The organism is Bradyrhizobium paxllaeri (genome assembly GCF_001693515.2).
In the GTDB taxonomy this organism is placed as follows: Bacteria; Pseudomonadota; Alphaproteobacteria; order Rhizobiales; family Xanthobacteraceae; genus Bradyrhizobium; species Bradyrhizobium paxllaeri.
The window spans coordinates 4,598,044-4,613,439 of sequence record NZ_CP042968.1; the positions used below are offsets into that span (position 1 = coordinate 4,598,044).

A 15,396-nucleotide genomic window follows, 5' to 3' on the forward strand; every position below is an offset into this window, starting at 1 on the left:
GAACCCCGGCCGTTCCTCGGCCGGGGTTTTTTGCTGCGGGCGTGGAACCAATGCGCGTTATCGCGTTTGTGAATTTGGCGCAGTGGGTCAGTCGCAGAATTGCCCAGAAACAAGAAAAGACTCTGCGCCATGTCCACTCTGATAGGGGCCTGTGCCTCCTTGAAAGACACGGGTCAGCTATCTCAAATGAGGGAGCCATCCGATGTGTGACTATAGCCTGCATGCTGTGGCTACCCGGCCTGCCCAGGTCGGCGAGACGCTGATCACCACGACGTTCCGCGGTACATCGACCCGCGGCTTTGCGTCGGAACGCGAGCCAGCAGTGGCGGTCTGCATGCTTCCCGGCACCGAACTGGCGTTCGCCGAGGACGTCAAATACGACAACCGCTGGATCTGGACGCGAACCACCGACTGGCGGGTCGGCAAGTTCAATCAGATCGAACCCGAAGTCGCCGACCGTCATCATGACGCGATCGAATTTCCCGATGGAAGCCATGTGCTGGTGACGCAACTTTGCGAAGGCCAGCGCGCGACCGTGCTGCAATTGCCGGTGGTTCAGACCGGTGGCGAGCGTGCACCAAAGGTGACGGAAGCGCGTCCAGCCGCTTCGATCGTGACTGGATAGACGAGACGCGCATGCGATCCGCCGGTTCAGGCCGGCGGATCATGGTGATGTGTTTTTCAAAATCCGACACCGAGGGGGCAACCGGTGGTCAACAAGGTTACATGGCAAAGGGCTGGACGCGTCACCGAGCCCGGACGTTACATGTTCAGATACGGCTGGCTCACGATCACGGCCGAAGATCTTGCGGTCTGGCAGCAATTTCCCGACGCATCGTTCACGCTGGTCAACCTGCCGTCACCTCCCGACGCACCGGAAGAATTCCACCTCGGCGCGTTCGAGATACCGGCCCATCCGTCCAGCCCCCCCATCGACGAGCACTGACGTTCCCTACTCCTCGGCCTGAAGGTCCGCCTCGGCCGGCGTCGCATCGACGGCGCGGGGCGGCACGACGCGCGGGGCCAGAACGTTGGCGTCGGCCTCACCAGCGTCCGCAACGGCGGGCGACCACGGGCGGTCGATCCCTCGCGGTTTCGCCGCCTCGACGACAAATCCGTCGCGGCCTCGCCGCAGCGTCATGGCGCCCTGCCGCCGCAGCCGCTCGGCATCGATCACGGAAGCCGCGCAGGAAGCAGGCGCCTGCCGCAGCGTTACAATCAGCGCCGCGCGCTCGCAATCGTCGGCCAGGGCCTCGGGCCTGAACGCCTGCGCGACCAGGCCGCCGCCGGCGGACGGCATCACGCAGCCGAAATCATCGCAGGAGACGCCTGACGTGAGCGAGGCATCGGCTGCGGTGCGCGCATCGGCATCCGCCGCCAGCCACTCCTTCAAGAGGAAAACGTCCCGAGAGCCCTTGGCCGCGTGCATCAGATGCAGCCTTCCATCCTGGCCGCGGACGCCGACATGGCGGCCGTCGGCGGAGATCAGGATATCCGGCTGCGGCGCCCTCGCCGCCCACAGAGCCGCCGCGAGCACCAGCGCGGCGCCCGACCAGCGCAGCGGCGTGCGCAGCAGGCCAAGCAGGATGATGCCGAGGCTCGCTGCGATCAGCGGGCCGATGCCGAACGCCGGCACCCGGCCGACCGCGCCGGGCAATGCCGCGACCCATTGCGTCACCGCGATCATCCAGTCGATGCCGACGCCCATGAGCGCCCAGAACGGGCGGTCGAAGCCGAACGGCATCGCGACAAGGCCGAGCAGCCCCATCGGCATGACCAGCGCCGACACCACCGGCATCGCCGCGAGATTGGCGAGCACGCCATAGGGCGTGACCCGGTGGAAGTGGAAGGCCGCGTAGGGCGTGGTCGCAAGTCCCGCGACCAGCGAAGCCAGCAGCAGCATGGTGATCTCGCGGCCACCCCACAGCGCCGCGCGGGCGGTTGCGGTGTGATCGGCGGTCGCGAACAGGCGCGGCATGCCGAACTGCACCAGCGCCACCAGCCCAAGCGTGGCGGCAAACGACATCTGGAAACTCGGATGCACCAGCGCTTCCGGCGCAACCATCAGCACGATCAGCGCGGCGACCGCCAGCGTGCGAAACGTAATCGCGCGGCGGTCGACCATGACCGCGATCAGCACCACGGCCGTCATGAAGAAAGAACGTTGCGTCGCGACCTCGGCGCCGGACAGCAACAGATAAAACGCGGCGGCGGCGAGGGCTGCCGCCGCCGACCATTTCTTGATGGCATAGCCGACCGTGAGCACGGGAAACAGCGCGAGCAGCGCCCGCACCGCAAAGAACACGACGCCGGCAACAACGGCCATGTGATAGCCCGATATCGACAGCACATGGCCGAGGCCGGAGATGAACATCGCATCGTTCACCGGCGGCGAGATCGCATCGCGCCGCCCGGTCAACAGCGCCGTCGCAATCGCGCGCTTGTCGCCCTCCAGCGTGGTCCTGATCCGCGCGTCGATGGTGTCGCGCAGGCCCTGCATGAACGCCGAATAGCGCAGGCGCAGCCCGCCGGCTTCCGGCGGCTCGGTGGTCTTGATCGCGCCCATCACGAAGCCGGAGGCGCCGATGCCGGCGAAAAACATGTCGCGGCTGAAATCGTAGCTGCCCGGCCGCACCGGCGAGAGCGGCGGCAACAGCCGAGCCTTCAGTTCGACAAAGCTGCCGACCGGCGGCGCCGTCCCCTTCTTCACCGACAGCCGCACCCGCTCGAGTTTTGTGCTTCCCCGTGCGCTCTCCATGGTGACGACGCGCAGCACAAAACGGTCAGTGCGCTCGCGGATGTCACGCGTTTCGACAAACCCGGTCAGCGACACCGAAAACATCGGCCGCGCCAGCACGCCATGCGCGACCCGCGCGGTCTTCCACGTTGCGATCGCAAAGCCCGCCGCGACGGCGGCGATCATCACTGCGACCGGAAAGAATTTCTGCCGCCGCAACAGCACGGCCACCGCGCCAAGCGCGACCGCCACGATGGCGGCGACCGACAGCACCGGCTCGTGATCGGCGGCGAAGTAAAACGCGATGCCGGTTCCGAACGCCACCGGCACCCAGGGCAGCAGCCGCCCAGCGCCGGCTTCCGCGCGCGCCCATGCGTGCAGGGCCTCGATCAGCGGCGGCCAGAATGCGGGGCGCGATGGCAGAATGCCGCCGACCGGCGCCGCGGCGCGCGGCGGCCAGGTCCCGGCGTAACCGCGCTTCCGGCCAGACGTCTCGCCCTGCTCCGTCACGCGTACTTACACCCTACGATCTCGTGCGGGCCGCAAGACTACCGGACGCTGCATCCAGGGTGCTAGCAGAACGGATGCAGAATCCTGAAGAAACGCACGTCGACTGGCGCTACAGTTTTCGAGGGCTATCCGGATTCATTTGCCTTCGCGATGCCCCCCGCGACGGCAGCCGAGCAATGCCGTTTCATCGAGGCGCGAGCAGAACGGGGCATGCTACCAACGCCAGGAGGTCGCGCGGGCCGCCCGGCAAATGACGCAAGAAGCCCAGCAGGTTGCGCAGCAGCCAAAGCCGTAAGAGCCGATGGCGCCGGAAGATGCCCAGTTCGCAGAATCCATGCGCGGCATTTGCCGGGGCTGTTAGGCGCGGCTGACTCTTGACCCGGAGCCGCCGTCCAATTCCGACAGCCCATCGCCCGAAAAGCGCTCTTGCAAGTGCGCCGCAGCAGGATGCACATTGTGCGCGCACGACAGGTGTCAACGTCTACGGCTCTCGGCTCGACTGGAATTCACGGTTGCGCTCGGAACGAGAGGAGCATGACGCCATGCGAGAAATCGAAATCCACAACTATGCGCGGCAGTTGCTGGAAGCACATGGCCCCAAGGCCATTGCGGAAGCCGCCCAGAACGCCATCGAGCTCGAGGCAAAAGGCGAGGTCGAGCTGGCCAAAACCTGGCGGCATATCGAAGACGCGATGAAGATCATGCGCGGGCCTCACCAGAGCTGAGGCTATCTGCGCGGCAATGCAGAACGTGGACAGGACCGGTCGCAAGCCGCTTCGTCGCGGCTGATTGGCGGCACGTCCAAGATGCGCCTCTCCATCACAGGAGTGAAGCCATGTTTCCGAAGTGTGCGACAGCTGAAGATCTCGTGAAGACGATCAAGGACGAGAAGGTGCAGATGATCGATCTGCGCTTCACCGATTTGCCTGGGGTGTGGCAGCATTTTTCCGTCCCACCCAGTGCAGCAAGTATCGATGCTCTCAGCGAAGGCATTGGATTCGACGGCTCATCCATCCGAGGCTTCCAGGAAATTCAGGAAAGCGACATGCTGGTCGTGCCGGACCCGGCCACGGCGTTCCTCGACCCGTATTCCCCTGTGTCGACCCTAGTCCTGATCTGCAACATCAGGGATCCCGTGACCGGTCAGCCCTATAGCCGTGACGCCCGTTACATCGCCCAGAAGGCCGAAACCAACCTGAAGGGCACCGGCCACGCCGATACCAGCTACTTCGGCCCGGAGGCAGAATTCTTCGTGTTTAACGATGTGCGCTACGGACAAGGCATCAATTACGCCTTCCACGAAATCGATTCCAGCGAAGGCAGTTGGAATACCGGCAAGGAGGAAGAGCCGAATCTGGGCCACAAGCCGCGCCCGAAGGAGGGATATTTTCCGGTTCCGCCGACGGACAGCATGCAGGCTCTCCGCACGGACATGGTGCTGACGATGGAACAGCTCGGCATACAGATCGAGGCCCATCACCATGAAGTCGCGACCGGCGGCCAGAACGAGATCGACATGCGCTTCACGACGCTCACTCGCATGGCGGACAATCTGATGATCTACAAATACGTGGTGAAGAACACCGCCCGCGAGCACGGCATGACCGCAACGTTCATGCCGAAGCCGCTGTTCGAGGACAACGCCTCGGGGATGCACGTTCACCAGTCGCTGTGGAAGGGCGAGACCAATCTGTTCTACGACAAGGGCGACTATGCCGAGTTGAGCCAGCTCGGCCGCTACTACATCGGCGGCCTGTTGACCCACGCGTGGGCGTTGTGCGGGCTTTGCGCGCCCACCACGAACTCCTACCGGCGTCTGGTGCCCGGCTATGAGGCTCCGATCAATCTGGTCTATTCCCAGCGCAATCGCTCGGCCTGCTGCCGGATTCCGATGTATTCGCCGAACCCGCGGGCAAAGCGGGTTGAGTTTCGCTCGCCGGATCCCTCGTGTAATCCCTATCTGGCCTTTGCCGCGATGCTGATGGCGGGTCTCGACGGCATCACCAGCCGGATCGATCCGGGCAGTCCGATCGACAAGAATCTTTATGACCTGCCGCCCGCCGAGGCGAAGGACGTGAAGTCGACACCGGGATCACTGGATCAGGCGCTTGACGCGCTCGAGCGCGATCACGCCTTCCTGCTCCGCGGCGACGTGTTCACGGCCGACGTGATTGAGACCTGGCTCGACTACAAGCGGAAGAAAGAGGTCGATCCGATCCGGCTGCGTCCTCATCCATACGAGTTCCATTTGTATTATGACATCTAGGGTGTGAACTCATCCGCGAACCGTGGCCCCCCGGGGACCTTTCCAATCGGCTCGCAACAAAAAAGGCGTTTCGTCCGTCGTGGAAAACCGCCGTTAAGTCAGCCCACCTGCATTTTCCGACTCGGCTGGACGTGCTCTCTGCAAATCGAGGCGGGTTGCGGGGTATGATGTGAGCCAGTTTTCGTGCACCCTTCTGCTTGTGACTGCTCTGATGCTCACGGCATGCTTCGGAGTAGCGGCTTGGCGCCTCTCCGATGACACATCTGATATCACCGGAGCCATCCCGCCGGCATTGATCGACCTGCGTTAGAGATTCCCCGACATTCGGCCGAGCATGCTCGGCGCGCGCATCGTTTCCCTGTACAGTCGATCGAGCCATGACTTGAGGGAAAATGCGGACATGAAATTTGCAGCCAGCCTTTCATTCGCTGCGGTGATGACCGCTTGGGTTTCCACCGCCGAGGCCGCCGAGCAATGCCGCTTCATCGAGACGCGTGCCGAGCGCGAAGCGTGCTATCAGCGCCAGGAAGCGGCGCGGGTGGCCCGGCAAAAGGCGCAAGAGGCACAACAGGCCGCACAGCAAAAGCCCTACGAACCAATGACGTCAGAGGATGCCCAGCTTGCCAGATCGCTGCGGAACATTTGCCGCGGTTGCTAGTGAGAAGAATCTGACGACGTGCCATCACGACAACGATGCCGCAGCGCCGAACAAATGCGAGATCGCGCGCGGCGTTCAAATCGGCATCAGCATGTAAATCGCCACCGTGAGAAATTCATTACGAACCCGTAATGAAAAAACATCTCCTTGCATAAGACGATTGCACCGCGCGCTTATCACAACTGAATCGCGCGGAATTCATTCGAACGATTTCGCGGATCGGCGATCATGCCCTCGCAGCATTCAGCAATGACGCTGAGTCTGTTCAAAACAGATAGGGAAGAACATGCTCAAGAAGCTATTCGGAGCAGCCGCAATGGCCGCCGTAGCCTTTGCCGTCGTTCCCGCCTACGCCGCGCAAACGACAGGCTGCAGCAGCGCGAACCTCGAGAAGACCGAATCCGCGACCGAAGCCATGGCCGATAGTCCGGGCAAGTTCACGGCAGAAAGGGAAGTCGCGCAGGCCCAGGATGCCATGCTCGGCGGCAACATGCGTTCATGCGCGATACACCTGTCCAGGGCAGCGCATGTGGACCACGCCCCCTATGGGGGCATGATGATCCAAACCCCGGCAGCGACCACCCCTGAAGGCACATACCATTCGCAATGGAATTGGACACCGCTCAAGCCTGCGCTGTAGATCTGACTAAAAGGGCCGATCGAGCGAGGATCGGCCCTTTCAGCCGCTTGTGACGCTTGGCACTAACTAGATGGCGTCCGCACGCGCCTCGATCAGCGGCGTCTTCGACGAGACGTGGTGGCTGACGATCTTCCAATCGCCGTCTTCGCGGACGATCACCCAGGTGATCTTCACCGTCAGCGGTTCGGCGCCCTCTTCCACGAAAAACGACGCCGTGCCGGCGACATTGATCAGGTCGGGAGCGGCCTGCGCGGTTCGGACATCGGTGAATTGAACGGATGGCGACTGCCACCGCGGCAGGCCCTCGAAATAGGTCTGCACGCCGTCACGACCGCGATAGAAATTCGGGTTCGAGCCAAAGAAGAACGCGTTCTTCGAATAGAGCGATGCGAGTGCCTCGGCATCCAGCCGGGTGAATGCCGCCGCCCATCGGCCCATGATGCCGGAGACGATATCGTCGGTCGCACGCTGCATGAATACGATCCTAAATCGTAGATTCCATGAGGCGGTGAGCGTGGCCTTTCCGATAAGGTTTGGGTTTCCACACTCGAACCCCTCGGAGAGTCAGATGCAAGCATCCACCGTAGCCACGCCCACCGCCGGCCATATTGGCACAATTTTCGTTGCAATCGAACTGAGCCAGCGGAGCTGGCGGGTCGCGCTGCACAGCCCGGACAAGGACAAGATATCGCACCACAAGCTGGAGGGTGGCGATCATGCCGAGCTGTTGGCGTTGGTGGGTCGGGTTCGGGAGCGGGCGGCTCGAGCGCTGGGAGGCGTTCCGGCGGTGGCGAGCTGCTACGAGGCGGGCTACGATGGGTTTTGGCTGCACCGGCTTCTGCTGGCGGCCGGCATCACGAACTACGTGTTTGATCCCGCCAGCATTGCGGTGGATCAGCGGGCGCGGCGGGTGAAGACCGACCGGATCGATGGCGAGCGGATGCTGCGCACGCTGATGGCGTATCTGCGCGGCGAGCCGCGGGTGGTGCGGATCGTCCGGGTGCCTGCCGCCGAACAGGAGGACGCGCGCCGCGGCAGCCGCGAGCGCGACCGGCTGATCAAGGAGCAAACCGCGCACACCAACCGGATCAAGGCACTGCTGCGGCTGCGGGGCATGGCGGTCGGGAACCCGCGGCGGCGCGACTGGCTGAGCTGGCTGGCAACGCAGCGGGATTGGCAAGGCCAGGCGGTGCCGCCGCGGATGCTGAGCGAGATCAGGTCCGAGCACGCGCGGCTGATGCTGGTGCGCGATCGGCTCGATGCGCTCGCGCAGGAGGCGGCCGCAGCGGAGCCAATGCCTGCGGAAGCCGAGATGACCCGGCGCAGCGAACTGCTGCGCCGGCTCAAATGTCTCGGCCCGGCGTTCGCGACGACGCTGACCAGCGAGGTGTTCTACAAGGACTTCCGCAATCGCCGCGAGGTCGGGAGTTATTTCGGGCTGACGCCCAGTCCGTGGCGGAGCGGCGGCATCGACCGCGACCAGGGCATCAGCAAGGCGGGCAACCCGCGCGCCCGCTGTGCCGCGATCGAACTGGCCTGGCTGTGGCTGCGGCATCAGCCGGACAGCAAGCTGACCCTGGAGTACCGCAAGCGCACGCTCGATGCCGGCAAGCGCATCAAGCGCGTCGCCATCGTCGCCCTGGCGCGCAAGCTGATGGTGGCGCTGTGGCGCTACCTCACGACCGGTCTCGTGCCGGAAGGCGCGGTGCTCAAGGCCGTAAAGATCTAAACACTTTCAACGAACGCGTCAGCGTCGCGGCATCTGCCGCGGTCAGCGCGGGATGGATGGTGACCGTGCCACCCTTGGGCCAGCAAACAGGCTGTTTCGTAGATGGGTCTCATCCTCGTGGCTTCCTCGCCGCATGCATGCGGAATGTGGGTACGGACAACGGTCCGACCGGATATGAGGTGATGCAGTGAGCAACTGCATAAATCGCCGGAAGCCAGTCCCTGAGCGCACCGACCGCGGCGGCACGCTGCGCTACGCATGGCTCCGCGCGCCGCCGCTCCACCGAACGTAAAAATCACATCCAAGCCCTGTCGGGATGCTTGACTCAAAACGCCTCATATGAGGGTGGGCAAAGCGAAGCCTGCCCACCATTGACGACACGACTTGAGGAGAGGTGGTGGGCACGCTGCGCTTTGCCCACCCTACGTTCCGTCGCTCACCCCTTCCCGCCGACTTCCTTCGCAAAGGTGTCACGCAGGCCGATGGTGCGGTTGAACACCGGCTGGCCCGGCGCGGAATCCTTGTCGCGCACGAAATAGCCCTGCCGCTCGAACTGCATCACCTCGCCGGAATTGTCCGATGCGACCGACGGCTCGATGCGGGCGTCGGGCAGCACTTCCAGCGACTCCGGATTGAGGTCGGCGGCGAAGTTCGCCGCGCTCGGGCTCGGGTTCGAGAACAGCTGGTTGTAGACGCGGATTTCCGCCGGCACGGAATCGTTCGCGGAAAGCCAATGCATGGTGGCCTTGACCTTGCGGCCGTCAGGGGCGTTGCCGCCCTTGGTCGCGGGATCATAGGTGCAGCGCAGCTCAACCACCTCGCCTGCGTCATTCTTGATGACGCCGGTGCATTTGACGAAATAGGCATAGCGCAGCCGCACCTCGTTGCCCGGCGACAGGCGGAAGAACTTTTTGGGCGGATTCTCCATGAAGTCGTCGCGCTCGATATAGAGCTCGCGGCCGAACGAAATTTTCCGCGTACCCGCGGCCGGATCGTCAGGATGGTTGACGGCCTTGAGCTCCTCGACCTGGCCTTCCGGATAATTCTCGATCACGACTTTCAACGGCCGCAGCACCGCCATCCGCCGCTGCGCCGACTTGTTGAGGTGCTCGCGAATGCAGAATTCCAGCATGCCGACATCGACCACGCTGTTGGCTTTGGCGACGCCAATGCGCTTGACGAATTCGCGCACCGCCGCCGGCGGCACGCCGCGCCGCTTCAAGCCGGCAATGGTCGGCATGCGTGGATCATCCCAGCCTGAGACGTGACCGTCGCGGACGAGCTGCGTCAGCACGCGCTTGGACAGCAGCGTATAGGTCAGATTCAGCCGGGCGAATTCGTACTGGCGCGGCTTTGACGGCACCGGCAGTTTTTCCAAGAGCCATTCATAGAGCGGCCGATGGTCCTCGAACTCCAGCGTGCAGATCGAATGCGTGATGCCTTCGATGGCGTCCGACTGGCCGTGGGCGTAGTCGTAGCTCGGATAGATCGACCATTTGGTCCCGGTGCGCGGATGCTCGGCATGCAGGATGCGGTAGAGCACGGGGTCGCGCAGGTTGATGTTGCCGGCAGCCATGTCGATCTTGGCCCGCAGCACGCGCGTGCCGTTCGGAAATTCGCCGGCCTTCATGCGACGGAAGAGGTCGAGGTTTTCGTCCACCGGGCGGTCGCGGAACGGCGAGTTCTTGCCAGGTTCCGTCAGCGTGCCGCGGTTGACGCGGATTTCCTCCTGCGACTGGTCGTCGACATAGGCGTCCCCCGCCTTGATCAGGCCCTCCGCCCAGTCATAGAGCCGGTCGAAATAGTCGGAGGCGTAATAGAGATCGGTTCCCCAGTCATAGCCGAGCCAGTGCACGTCGGCCTGGATGGAATCGATATATTCCTGCTCTTCCTTGGTCGGGTTGGTGTCGTCGAAGCGCAGATGGCACTTGCCGGCGAATTCCTGCGCGATGCCGAAATTCAGGGCAATCGACTTGGCGTGGCCGATATGCAGGTAGCCGTTCGGCTCCGGCGGAAATCGGGTCACGATCCGGCTGTGCTTGTTCGAGGTGAGATCGGCCTGGACGATGTCGCGGATGAAATCGCGCCCCGCCTCTGCCGCTACCGGTTCTGTGGTCATCGACGAGTTCCTGTTAGGGATTGGCGAACCTTCTGCCAAATTCGCCCCTGTGAGCCAAGCCTACTTTGCGGTGGCGGAGGCTTTAGTTATGCACCGTTCCTGCTATACACCACCGCCAATTCCACACCCCTGTCCTGTCCGGTAATGACTGAACCCGTCGTCACACGCTTCGCCCCCTCGCCCACCGGTTTCCTCCACATCGGGGGCGCCCGCACCGCGCTGTTCAACTGGCTCTATGCCAAGAAGCGTGGCGGCAAGATGCTGCTGCGGATCGAGGACACCGACCGCGAGCGCTCGACCGAGCCCGCCATTGCCGCCATTCTGGACGGGCTGAAATGGCTCGAGCTCGATTGGGACGACGACGTCATCTACCAGTTCAGCCGCGCCGCCCGCCATCGCGAGGTCGCCGAGCAATTGCTGGCCAGCGGCAGGGCCTACCGCTGCTACGCCACCGCGGAGGAGCTTACCGCGATGCGCGAGAAGGCGCGCGCGGAAGGCCGAACCCGCCTCTATGACGGCATGTGGCGGGACCGCGATCCGGCCGAGGCGCCGGCCGGATCGAAGCCGACCATCCGTCTGAAGGCGCCGCAAACCGGCGAGACCGTGATCGAGGACCAGGTGCAGGGCCGCGTGGTCTGGCAGAACGAGAACCTCGACGATCTCGTGCTGCTGCGTGGCGACGGCAACCCGACCTACATGCTGGCGGTCGTGGTCGACGACCATGACATGGGCGTCACCCACGTCATCCGCGGCGACGACCATCTGATCAACGCCGCCCGCCAGAAGCAGATTTACGACGCGCTCGGATGGGACATTCCGAACATGTCCCATATCCCGCTGATCCACGGCCCCGACGGTTCGAAGCTGTCAAAGCGCCATGGCGCGCTCGGCGTCGATGCCTACCGCGCCATGGGCTATCTGCCGGCGGCGCTGCGCAATTATCTGGTCCGGCTCGGCTGGAGCCATGGCGACCAGGAAATCTTCTCAACCCAGGAGATGATCTGCGCCTTCGATCTGCCGGCGATCGGGCGCTCCGCGGCGCGGTTCGATTTCGCCAAACTGGAAAACCTCAACGGGCATTACATCCGCCAGGCGGACGACCGCGCGCTGGTGTCCCAGTTCGAGAGCGTGCTGGACTACATCCCCGAAGGGGCCGAGCTGAAGGCAAAACTCAACGACACCACCCGCGAGCAATTGCTGCGGGCGATGCCGAGCCTGAAGGAGCGTGCCAAGACCTTGATCGAGCTGATTTCCGGCGCCTACTTCATTTTTGCCGACCGTCCGCTGCAGGTTGAACCCAAGGCCGCCGCCCTGCTGACGCCGGAGACCCGAACCTTGATCGGAAAACTGCGGGCCGCGCTGGAGACGGTCACGGACTGGCATGCCGAGACCACGGAAACCGCCATGCGGAATTTCGCGGAGCAGAACAATCTCAAGCTTGGCGCGGTCGCCCAGCCCCTGCGGGTAGCGCTGACCGGACGTACGACTTCACCGGGTATTTTCGACGTTTTGGCCGTACTGGGGCGGGAGGAATGCCTGGCCCGCCTCGCTGATCAGGCCGCCGGGTAGCCCCTACCTTATGCCGGTTTCGGGCCATCTTGCGGTGCACAGGGCAATAAGCTAACCCATTTGCCGCCGCCTCTAGACAATCCGGCCTCCCTGCTGTGCCCCGAAAAAAGGCACCGGGGTCAGGCGCGGTTTTCGTAACGATTTCATCGGGGATCCGCGATGGACGCAAAATCCAGCAACAAGACTGCAACACTCACGGTAGGCAACAAGACCTACGATTTCCCGATCATCAGCGGCACGGTGGGGCCGGATGTCATCGACATCGCCAAGCTCTATGCCCAAGCCGGGATGTTCACCTACGACCCAGGTTTCACCTCCACCGGCAGCTGCCAGTCGAAGATCACCTATATCGACGGCGACGCCGGCGTGCTGGAATACCGCGGCTACCCGATCGAGCAGCTCGCCGAGCACGGCGACTTCCTGGAGACCTGCTATCTCCTGCTGTACGGTGAATTGCCGACCAAGGCGCAGAAGCTGGATTTCGACCAGCGCGTCACCCGCCACACCATGGTGCACGAGCAGATGGCCCGCTTCTTCCAGGGCTTCCGCCGTGACGCGCATCCGATGGCCGTCATGGTCGGTTGCGTCGGCGCGCTGGCGGCGTTTTATCACGACAGCACCGACATCAACGACCCGCAGCAGCGCATGATCGCATCGATGCGGATGATCGCAAAGATCCCGACGCTGGCAGCGATGGCCTACAAATACACCGTCGGCCAACCCTTCATATATCCGAAGAACTCTCTGTCCTTTGCCGAGAACTTCCTGCACATGTGCTTCGCAGTGCCCTGCGAGGATTACAAGATCAATCCGGTGCTGGCTGACGCGCTCGACAAGATCTTCATCCTGCACGCCGACCACGAGCAGAACGCCTCGACCTCGACGGTGCGTATCGCCGGCTCTTCCGGCGCCAACCCGTTCGCCTGCATCGCCGCCGGCATCGCCTGCCTGTGGGGTCCGGCGCATGGCGGCGCCAACGAAGCTGCGCTGGCGATGCTCGCCGACATCGGCACCGTCGACAAGATTCCGGACTTCATCAAGCAGGTGAAGGACAAGAACTCAGAAGTCCGCCTGATGGGCTTCGGCCACCGCGTCTACAAGAACTACGATCCGCGCGCCAAGATCATGCAGAAGATGTGTCACGCCGTGCTGGCCGAGACCGGCCATGGCGACGACCCGATGCTGAAGGTCGCGCTGGAACTGGAAAAGATCGCGCTCTCCGACCAGTACTTCATCGACCGCAAGCTCTATCCGAACGTCGACTTCTACTCGGGCATCACGCTGAAGGCGATGGGCTTCCCGACCTCGATGTTCACCGTGCTGTTCGCGGTCGCCCGCACCGTCGGCTGGATCAGCCAGTGGAGCGAGATGATCGAGGATCCGCAGCAGAAGATCGGCCGTCCGCGCCAGCTCTACACCGGCGTCGCCCGCCGCGACTACGTCGCGATGGACAAGCGGAAGTAAGCGCCGTCGCCATAGGACAGATTGGAAAGCCGGATGCGATCATCGCGTCCGGCTTTTTCTCATGCAGGGTGGGTAAAGCGCGGCGTGCCTACCATTTCTCCGCAAGCGGTGCCGTCTATGGTGGGCACGCTTCGCTTTGCCCACCCTCATATGAGGCGTTTTGAGTCAAGCATCCCGACAGGGCTTGGATGTGATTTTTACGTTCGGTGGAGCGGCGGCGCGCGGAGCCATGCGTAGCGCAGCGTGCCGCCGCGGTCGGTGCGCTCAGGGACTGGCTTCCGGCGATTTATGCAGTTGCTCACTGCATCACCTCATATCCGGTCGGACCGTTGTCCGTACCCACATTCCGCATGCATGCGGCGAGGAAGCCACGAGGATGAGACCCATCTACGAAACAGCCTGTTTGCTGGCCCAAGGGTGGCACGGTCACCATCCATCCCGCGCTGACCGCGGCAGATGCCGCGACGCTGACGCGTTCGTTGAAAGTGTTTAGATCTTTACAGCCTTGAGCGCCGCGCCTTCCGGCACGAGACCGGTCGTGAGGTAGCGCCACAGCGCCACCATCAGCTTGCGCGCCAGGGCGACGATGGCGACGCGCTTGATGCGCTTGCCGGCATCGAGCGTGCGCTTGCGGTACTCCAGGGTCAGCTTGCTGTCCGGCTGATGCCGCAGCCACAGCCAGGCCAGTTCGATCGCGGCACAGCGGGCGCGCGGATTGCCCGCCTTGCTGATGCCCTGGTCGCGGTCGATGCCGCCGCTCTGCCATGGACTGGGCGTCAGTCCGAAATAACTCCCGACCTCGCGGCGATTGCGGAAGTCCTTGTAGAACACCTCGCTGGTCAGCGTCGTCGCGAACGCCGGGCCGAGACATTTGAGCCGGCGCAGCAGTTCGCTGCGCCGGGTCATCTCGGCTTCCGCAGGCATTGGCTCCGCTGCGGCCGCCTCCTGCGCGAGCGCATCGAGCCGATCGCGCACCAGCATCAGCCGCGCGTGCTCGTGTCGGATCTCGCTCAGCATCCGCGGCGGGACCGCCTGGCCTTGCCAATCCCGCTGCGTTGCCAGCCAGCTCAGCCAGTCGCGCCGCCGCGGGTTCCCGACCGCCATGCCCCGCAGCCGCAGCAGTGCCTTGATCCGGTTGGTGTGAGCGGTTTGCTCCTTGATCAGCCGGTCGCGTTCGCGGCTGCCGCGGCGGGCGTCCTCCTGTTCGGCTGCAGGCACCCGGACGATCCGCACCACCCGCGGCTCGCCGCGCAGATACGCCATCAGCGTGCGCAGCATCCGCTCGCCATCGATCCGGTCGGTCTTCACCCGCCGCGCCCGCTGGTCCACCGCAATGCTGGCGGGATCAAACACGTAGTTCGTGATGCCGGCCGCCAGCAGCAGCCGGTGCAGCCAGAACCCGTCGTAGCCCGCCTCGTAGCAGCTCGCCACCGCCGGAACGCCTCCCAGCGCTCGAGCCGCCCGCTCCCGAACCCGACCCACCAACGCCAACAGCTCGGCATGATCGCCACCCTCCAGCTTGTGGTGCGATATCTTGTCCTTGTCCGGGCTGTGCAGCGCGACCCGCCAGCTCCGCTGGCTCAGTTCGATTGCAACGAAAATTGTGCCAATATGCCCGGCGGTGGGCGTGGCTACGGTGGATGCTTGCATCTGACTCTCCGAGGGGTTCGAGTGTGGAAACCCAAACCTTATCGGAAAGGCCAC

13 protein-coding genes are annotated in these 15,396 nt (G+C 63.7%); 9 read left to right on the forward strand and 4 right to left on the reverse strand.

Annotated elements, in window-relative coordinates; genetic code table 11:
• Positions 1–202: 202 nt before the first annotated feature.
• Positions 203–625 carry a hypothetical protein gene (locus LMTR21_RS21960; protein ID WP_057838114.1) on the forward strand — a complete coding sequence of 141 codons (423 nt, stop codon included), beginning with the start codon at positions 203–205 and terminating at the stop codon, positions 623–625.
• Positions 626–766: 141 nt separating this feature from the next.
• Positions 767–946: a hypothetical protein gene (locus tag LMTR21_RS21965; RefSeq protein WP_430642590.1), complete on the forward strand. Its 180-nt coding sequence runs from the start codon at positions 767–769 to the stop codon at positions 944–946.
• A 6-nt stretch (positions 947–952) separates the two neighbouring features.
• On the opposite strand, the gene LMTR21_RS21970 is transcribed toward LMTR21_RS21965, so the two are convergent.
• A complete protein-coding gene (locus tag LMTR21_RS21970; RefSeq protein WP_065754721.1) occupies positions 953–3,247 on the reverse strand; it encodes a ComEC/Rec2 family competence protein in 2,295 nt (764 codons plus the stop codon).
• Positions 3,248–3,789: 542 nt separating this feature from the next.
• Between LMTR21_RS21970 and LMTR21_RS21975 the strand changes: the two genes are divergently transcribed.
• The 4 genes from LMTR21_RS21975 to LMTR21_RS21990 all read left to right on the forward strand — a co-directional run bounded on the left by LMTR21_RS21975 (position 3,790) and on the right by LMTR21_RS21990 (position 6,811).
• Positions 3,790–3,972, forward strand: a complete 183-nt coding sequence (locus LMTR21_RS21975) for a hypothetical protein (protein ID WP_065754720.1) — start codon at positions 3,790–3,792, stop codon at positions 3,970–3,972.
• Between the two features lie 110 nt (positions 3,973–4,082).
• Complete coding sequence (gene glnA, locus LMTR21_RS21980) at positions 4,083–5,513, forward strand: type I glutamate--ammonia ligase (protein WP_065754719.1); 1,431 nt, start codon at positions 4,083–4,085, stop codon at positions 5,511–5,513.
• A 334-nt stretch (positions 5,514–5,847) separates the two neighbouring features.
• Positions 5,848–6,171: a hypothetical protein gene (locus LMTR21_RS21985; RefSeq protein WP_246173950.1), complete on the forward strand. Its 324-nt coding sequence runs from the start codon at positions 5,848–5,850 to the stop codon at positions 6,169–6,171.
• A 286-nt stretch (positions 6,172–6,457) separates the two neighbouring features.
• Positions 6,458–6,811 (forward strand): hypothetical protein, encoded by a 354-nt coding sequence (locus LMTR21_RS21990; protein ID WP_065754718.1) that lies wholly within the window; start codon positions 6,458–6,460, stop codon positions 6,809–6,811.
• 66 nt (positions 6,812–6,877) lie between these two features.
• On the opposite strand, the gene LMTR21_RS21995 is transcribed toward LMTR21_RS21990, so the two are convergent.
• Positions 6,878–7,285 carry a YybH family protein gene (locus LMTR21_RS21995; RefSeq protein ID WP_065754717.1) on the reverse strand — a complete coding sequence of 136 codons (408 nt, stop codon included), beginning with the start codon at positions 7,283–7,285 and terminating at the stop codon, positions 6,878–6,880.
• A 94-nt stretch (positions 7,286–7,379) separates the two neighbouring features.
• Here LMTR21_RS21995 and LMTR21_RS22000 point away from each other — a divergent pair, with 94 nt between their 5' ends.
• On the forward strand, positions 7,380–8,540 hold the full coding sequence (locus tag LMTR21_RS22000) for an IS110 family RNA-guided transposase (protein WP_148635995.1): 1,161 nt from the start codon (positions 7,380–7,382) through the stop codon (positions 8,538–8,540).
• Between the two features lie 436 nt (positions 8,541–8,976).
• Here LMTR21_RS22000 and LMTR21_RS22005 read toward each other — a convergent pair whose 3' ends face one another.
• Positions 8,977–10,659, reverse strand: coding sequence for a glutamine--tRNA ligase/YqeY domain fusion protein (locus LMTR21_RS22005; protein WP_065756793.1), 1,683 nt, complete (start codon positions 10,657–10,659; stop codon positions 8,977–8,979).
• A gap of 144 nt (positions 10,660–10,803) precedes the next feature.
• On the opposite strand from LMTR21_RS22005, the gene gltX reads away from it, so the two are divergent.
• Positions 10,804–12,228 (forward strand): glutamate--tRNA ligase, encoded by a 1,425-nt coding sequence (gene gltX, locus LMTR21_RS22010; RefSeq protein ID WP_065756792.1) that lies wholly within the window; start codon positions 10,804–10,806, stop codon positions 12,226–12,228.
• Positions 12,229–12,387: 159 nt separating this feature from the next.
• Positions 12,388–13,692 carry a citrate synthase gene (gene gltA / locus LMTR21_RS22015; protein WP_065756791.1) on the forward strand — a complete coding sequence of 435 codons (1,305 nt, stop codon included), beginning with the start codon at positions 12,388–12,390 and terminating at the stop codon, positions 13,690–13,692.
• Between the two features lie 489 nt (positions 13,693–14,181).
• Here the strand turns inward: gltA and LMTR21_RS22020 are convergent, their stop codons facing one another.
• Positions 14,182–15,342 carry an IS110 family RNA-guided transposase gene (locus LMTR21_RS22020; RefSeq protein ID WP_148635996.1) on the reverse strand — a complete coding sequence of 387 codons (1,161 nt, stop codon included), beginning with the start codon at positions 15,340–15,342 and terminating at the stop codon, positions 14,182–14,184.
• Between the last annotated feature and the right edge of the window lie 54 nt (positions 15,343–15,396).

Bases quoted from the DNA above. Each gene is read 5' to 3' on its own strand.
- LMTR21_RS21990 (WP_065754718.1), top strand. From the start codon at position 6,458: ATGCTCAAGAAGCTATTCGGAGCAGCCGCAATGGCCGCCGTAGCCTTT.
- gltA (WP_065756791.1), top strand. From the start codon at position 12,388: ATGGACGCAAAATCCAGCAACAAGACTGCAACACTCACGGTAGGCAAC.
- LMTR21_RS22005 (WP_065756793.1), bottom strand. From the start codon at position 10,659: ATGACCACAGAACCGGTAGCGGCAGAGGCGGGGCGCGATTTCATCCGC.
- glnA (WP_065754719.1), top strand. From the start codon at position 4,083: ATGTTTCCGAAGTGTGCGACAGCTGAAGATCTCGTGAAGACGATCAAG.
- gltX (WP_065756792.1), top strand. From the start codon at position 10,804: ATGACTGAACCCGTCGTCACACGCTTCGCCCCCTCGCCCACCGGTTTC.
- LMTR21_RS22000 (WP_148635995.1), top strand. From the start codon at position 7,380: ATGCAAGCATCCACCGTAGCCACGCCCACCGCCGGCCATATTGGCACA.
- LMTR21_RS21960 (WP_057838114.1), top strand. From the start codon at position 203: ATGTGTGACTATAGCCTGCATGCTGTGGCTACCCGGCCTGCCCAGGTC.
- LMTR21_RS22020 (WP_148635996.1), bottom strand. From the start codon at position 15,342: ATGCAAGCATCCACCGTAGCCACGCCCACCGCCGGGCATATTGGCACA.
- LMTR21_RS21965 (WP_430642590.1), top strand. From the start codon at position 767: ATGTTCAGATACGGCTGGCTCACGATCACGGCCGAAGATCTTGCGGTC.
- LMTR21_RS21985 (WP_246173950.1), top strand. From the start codon at position 5,848: ATGCTCGGCGCGCGCATCGTTTCCCTGTACAGTCGATCGAGCCATGAC.
- LMTR21_RS21975 (WP_065754720.1), top strand. From the start codon at position 3,790: ATGCGAGAAATCGAAATCCACAACTATGCGCGGCAGTTGCTGGAAGCA.
- LMTR21_RS21995 (WP_065754717.1), bottom strand. From the start codon at position 7,285: ATGCAGCGTGCGACCGACGATATCGTCTCCGGCATCATGGGCCGATGG.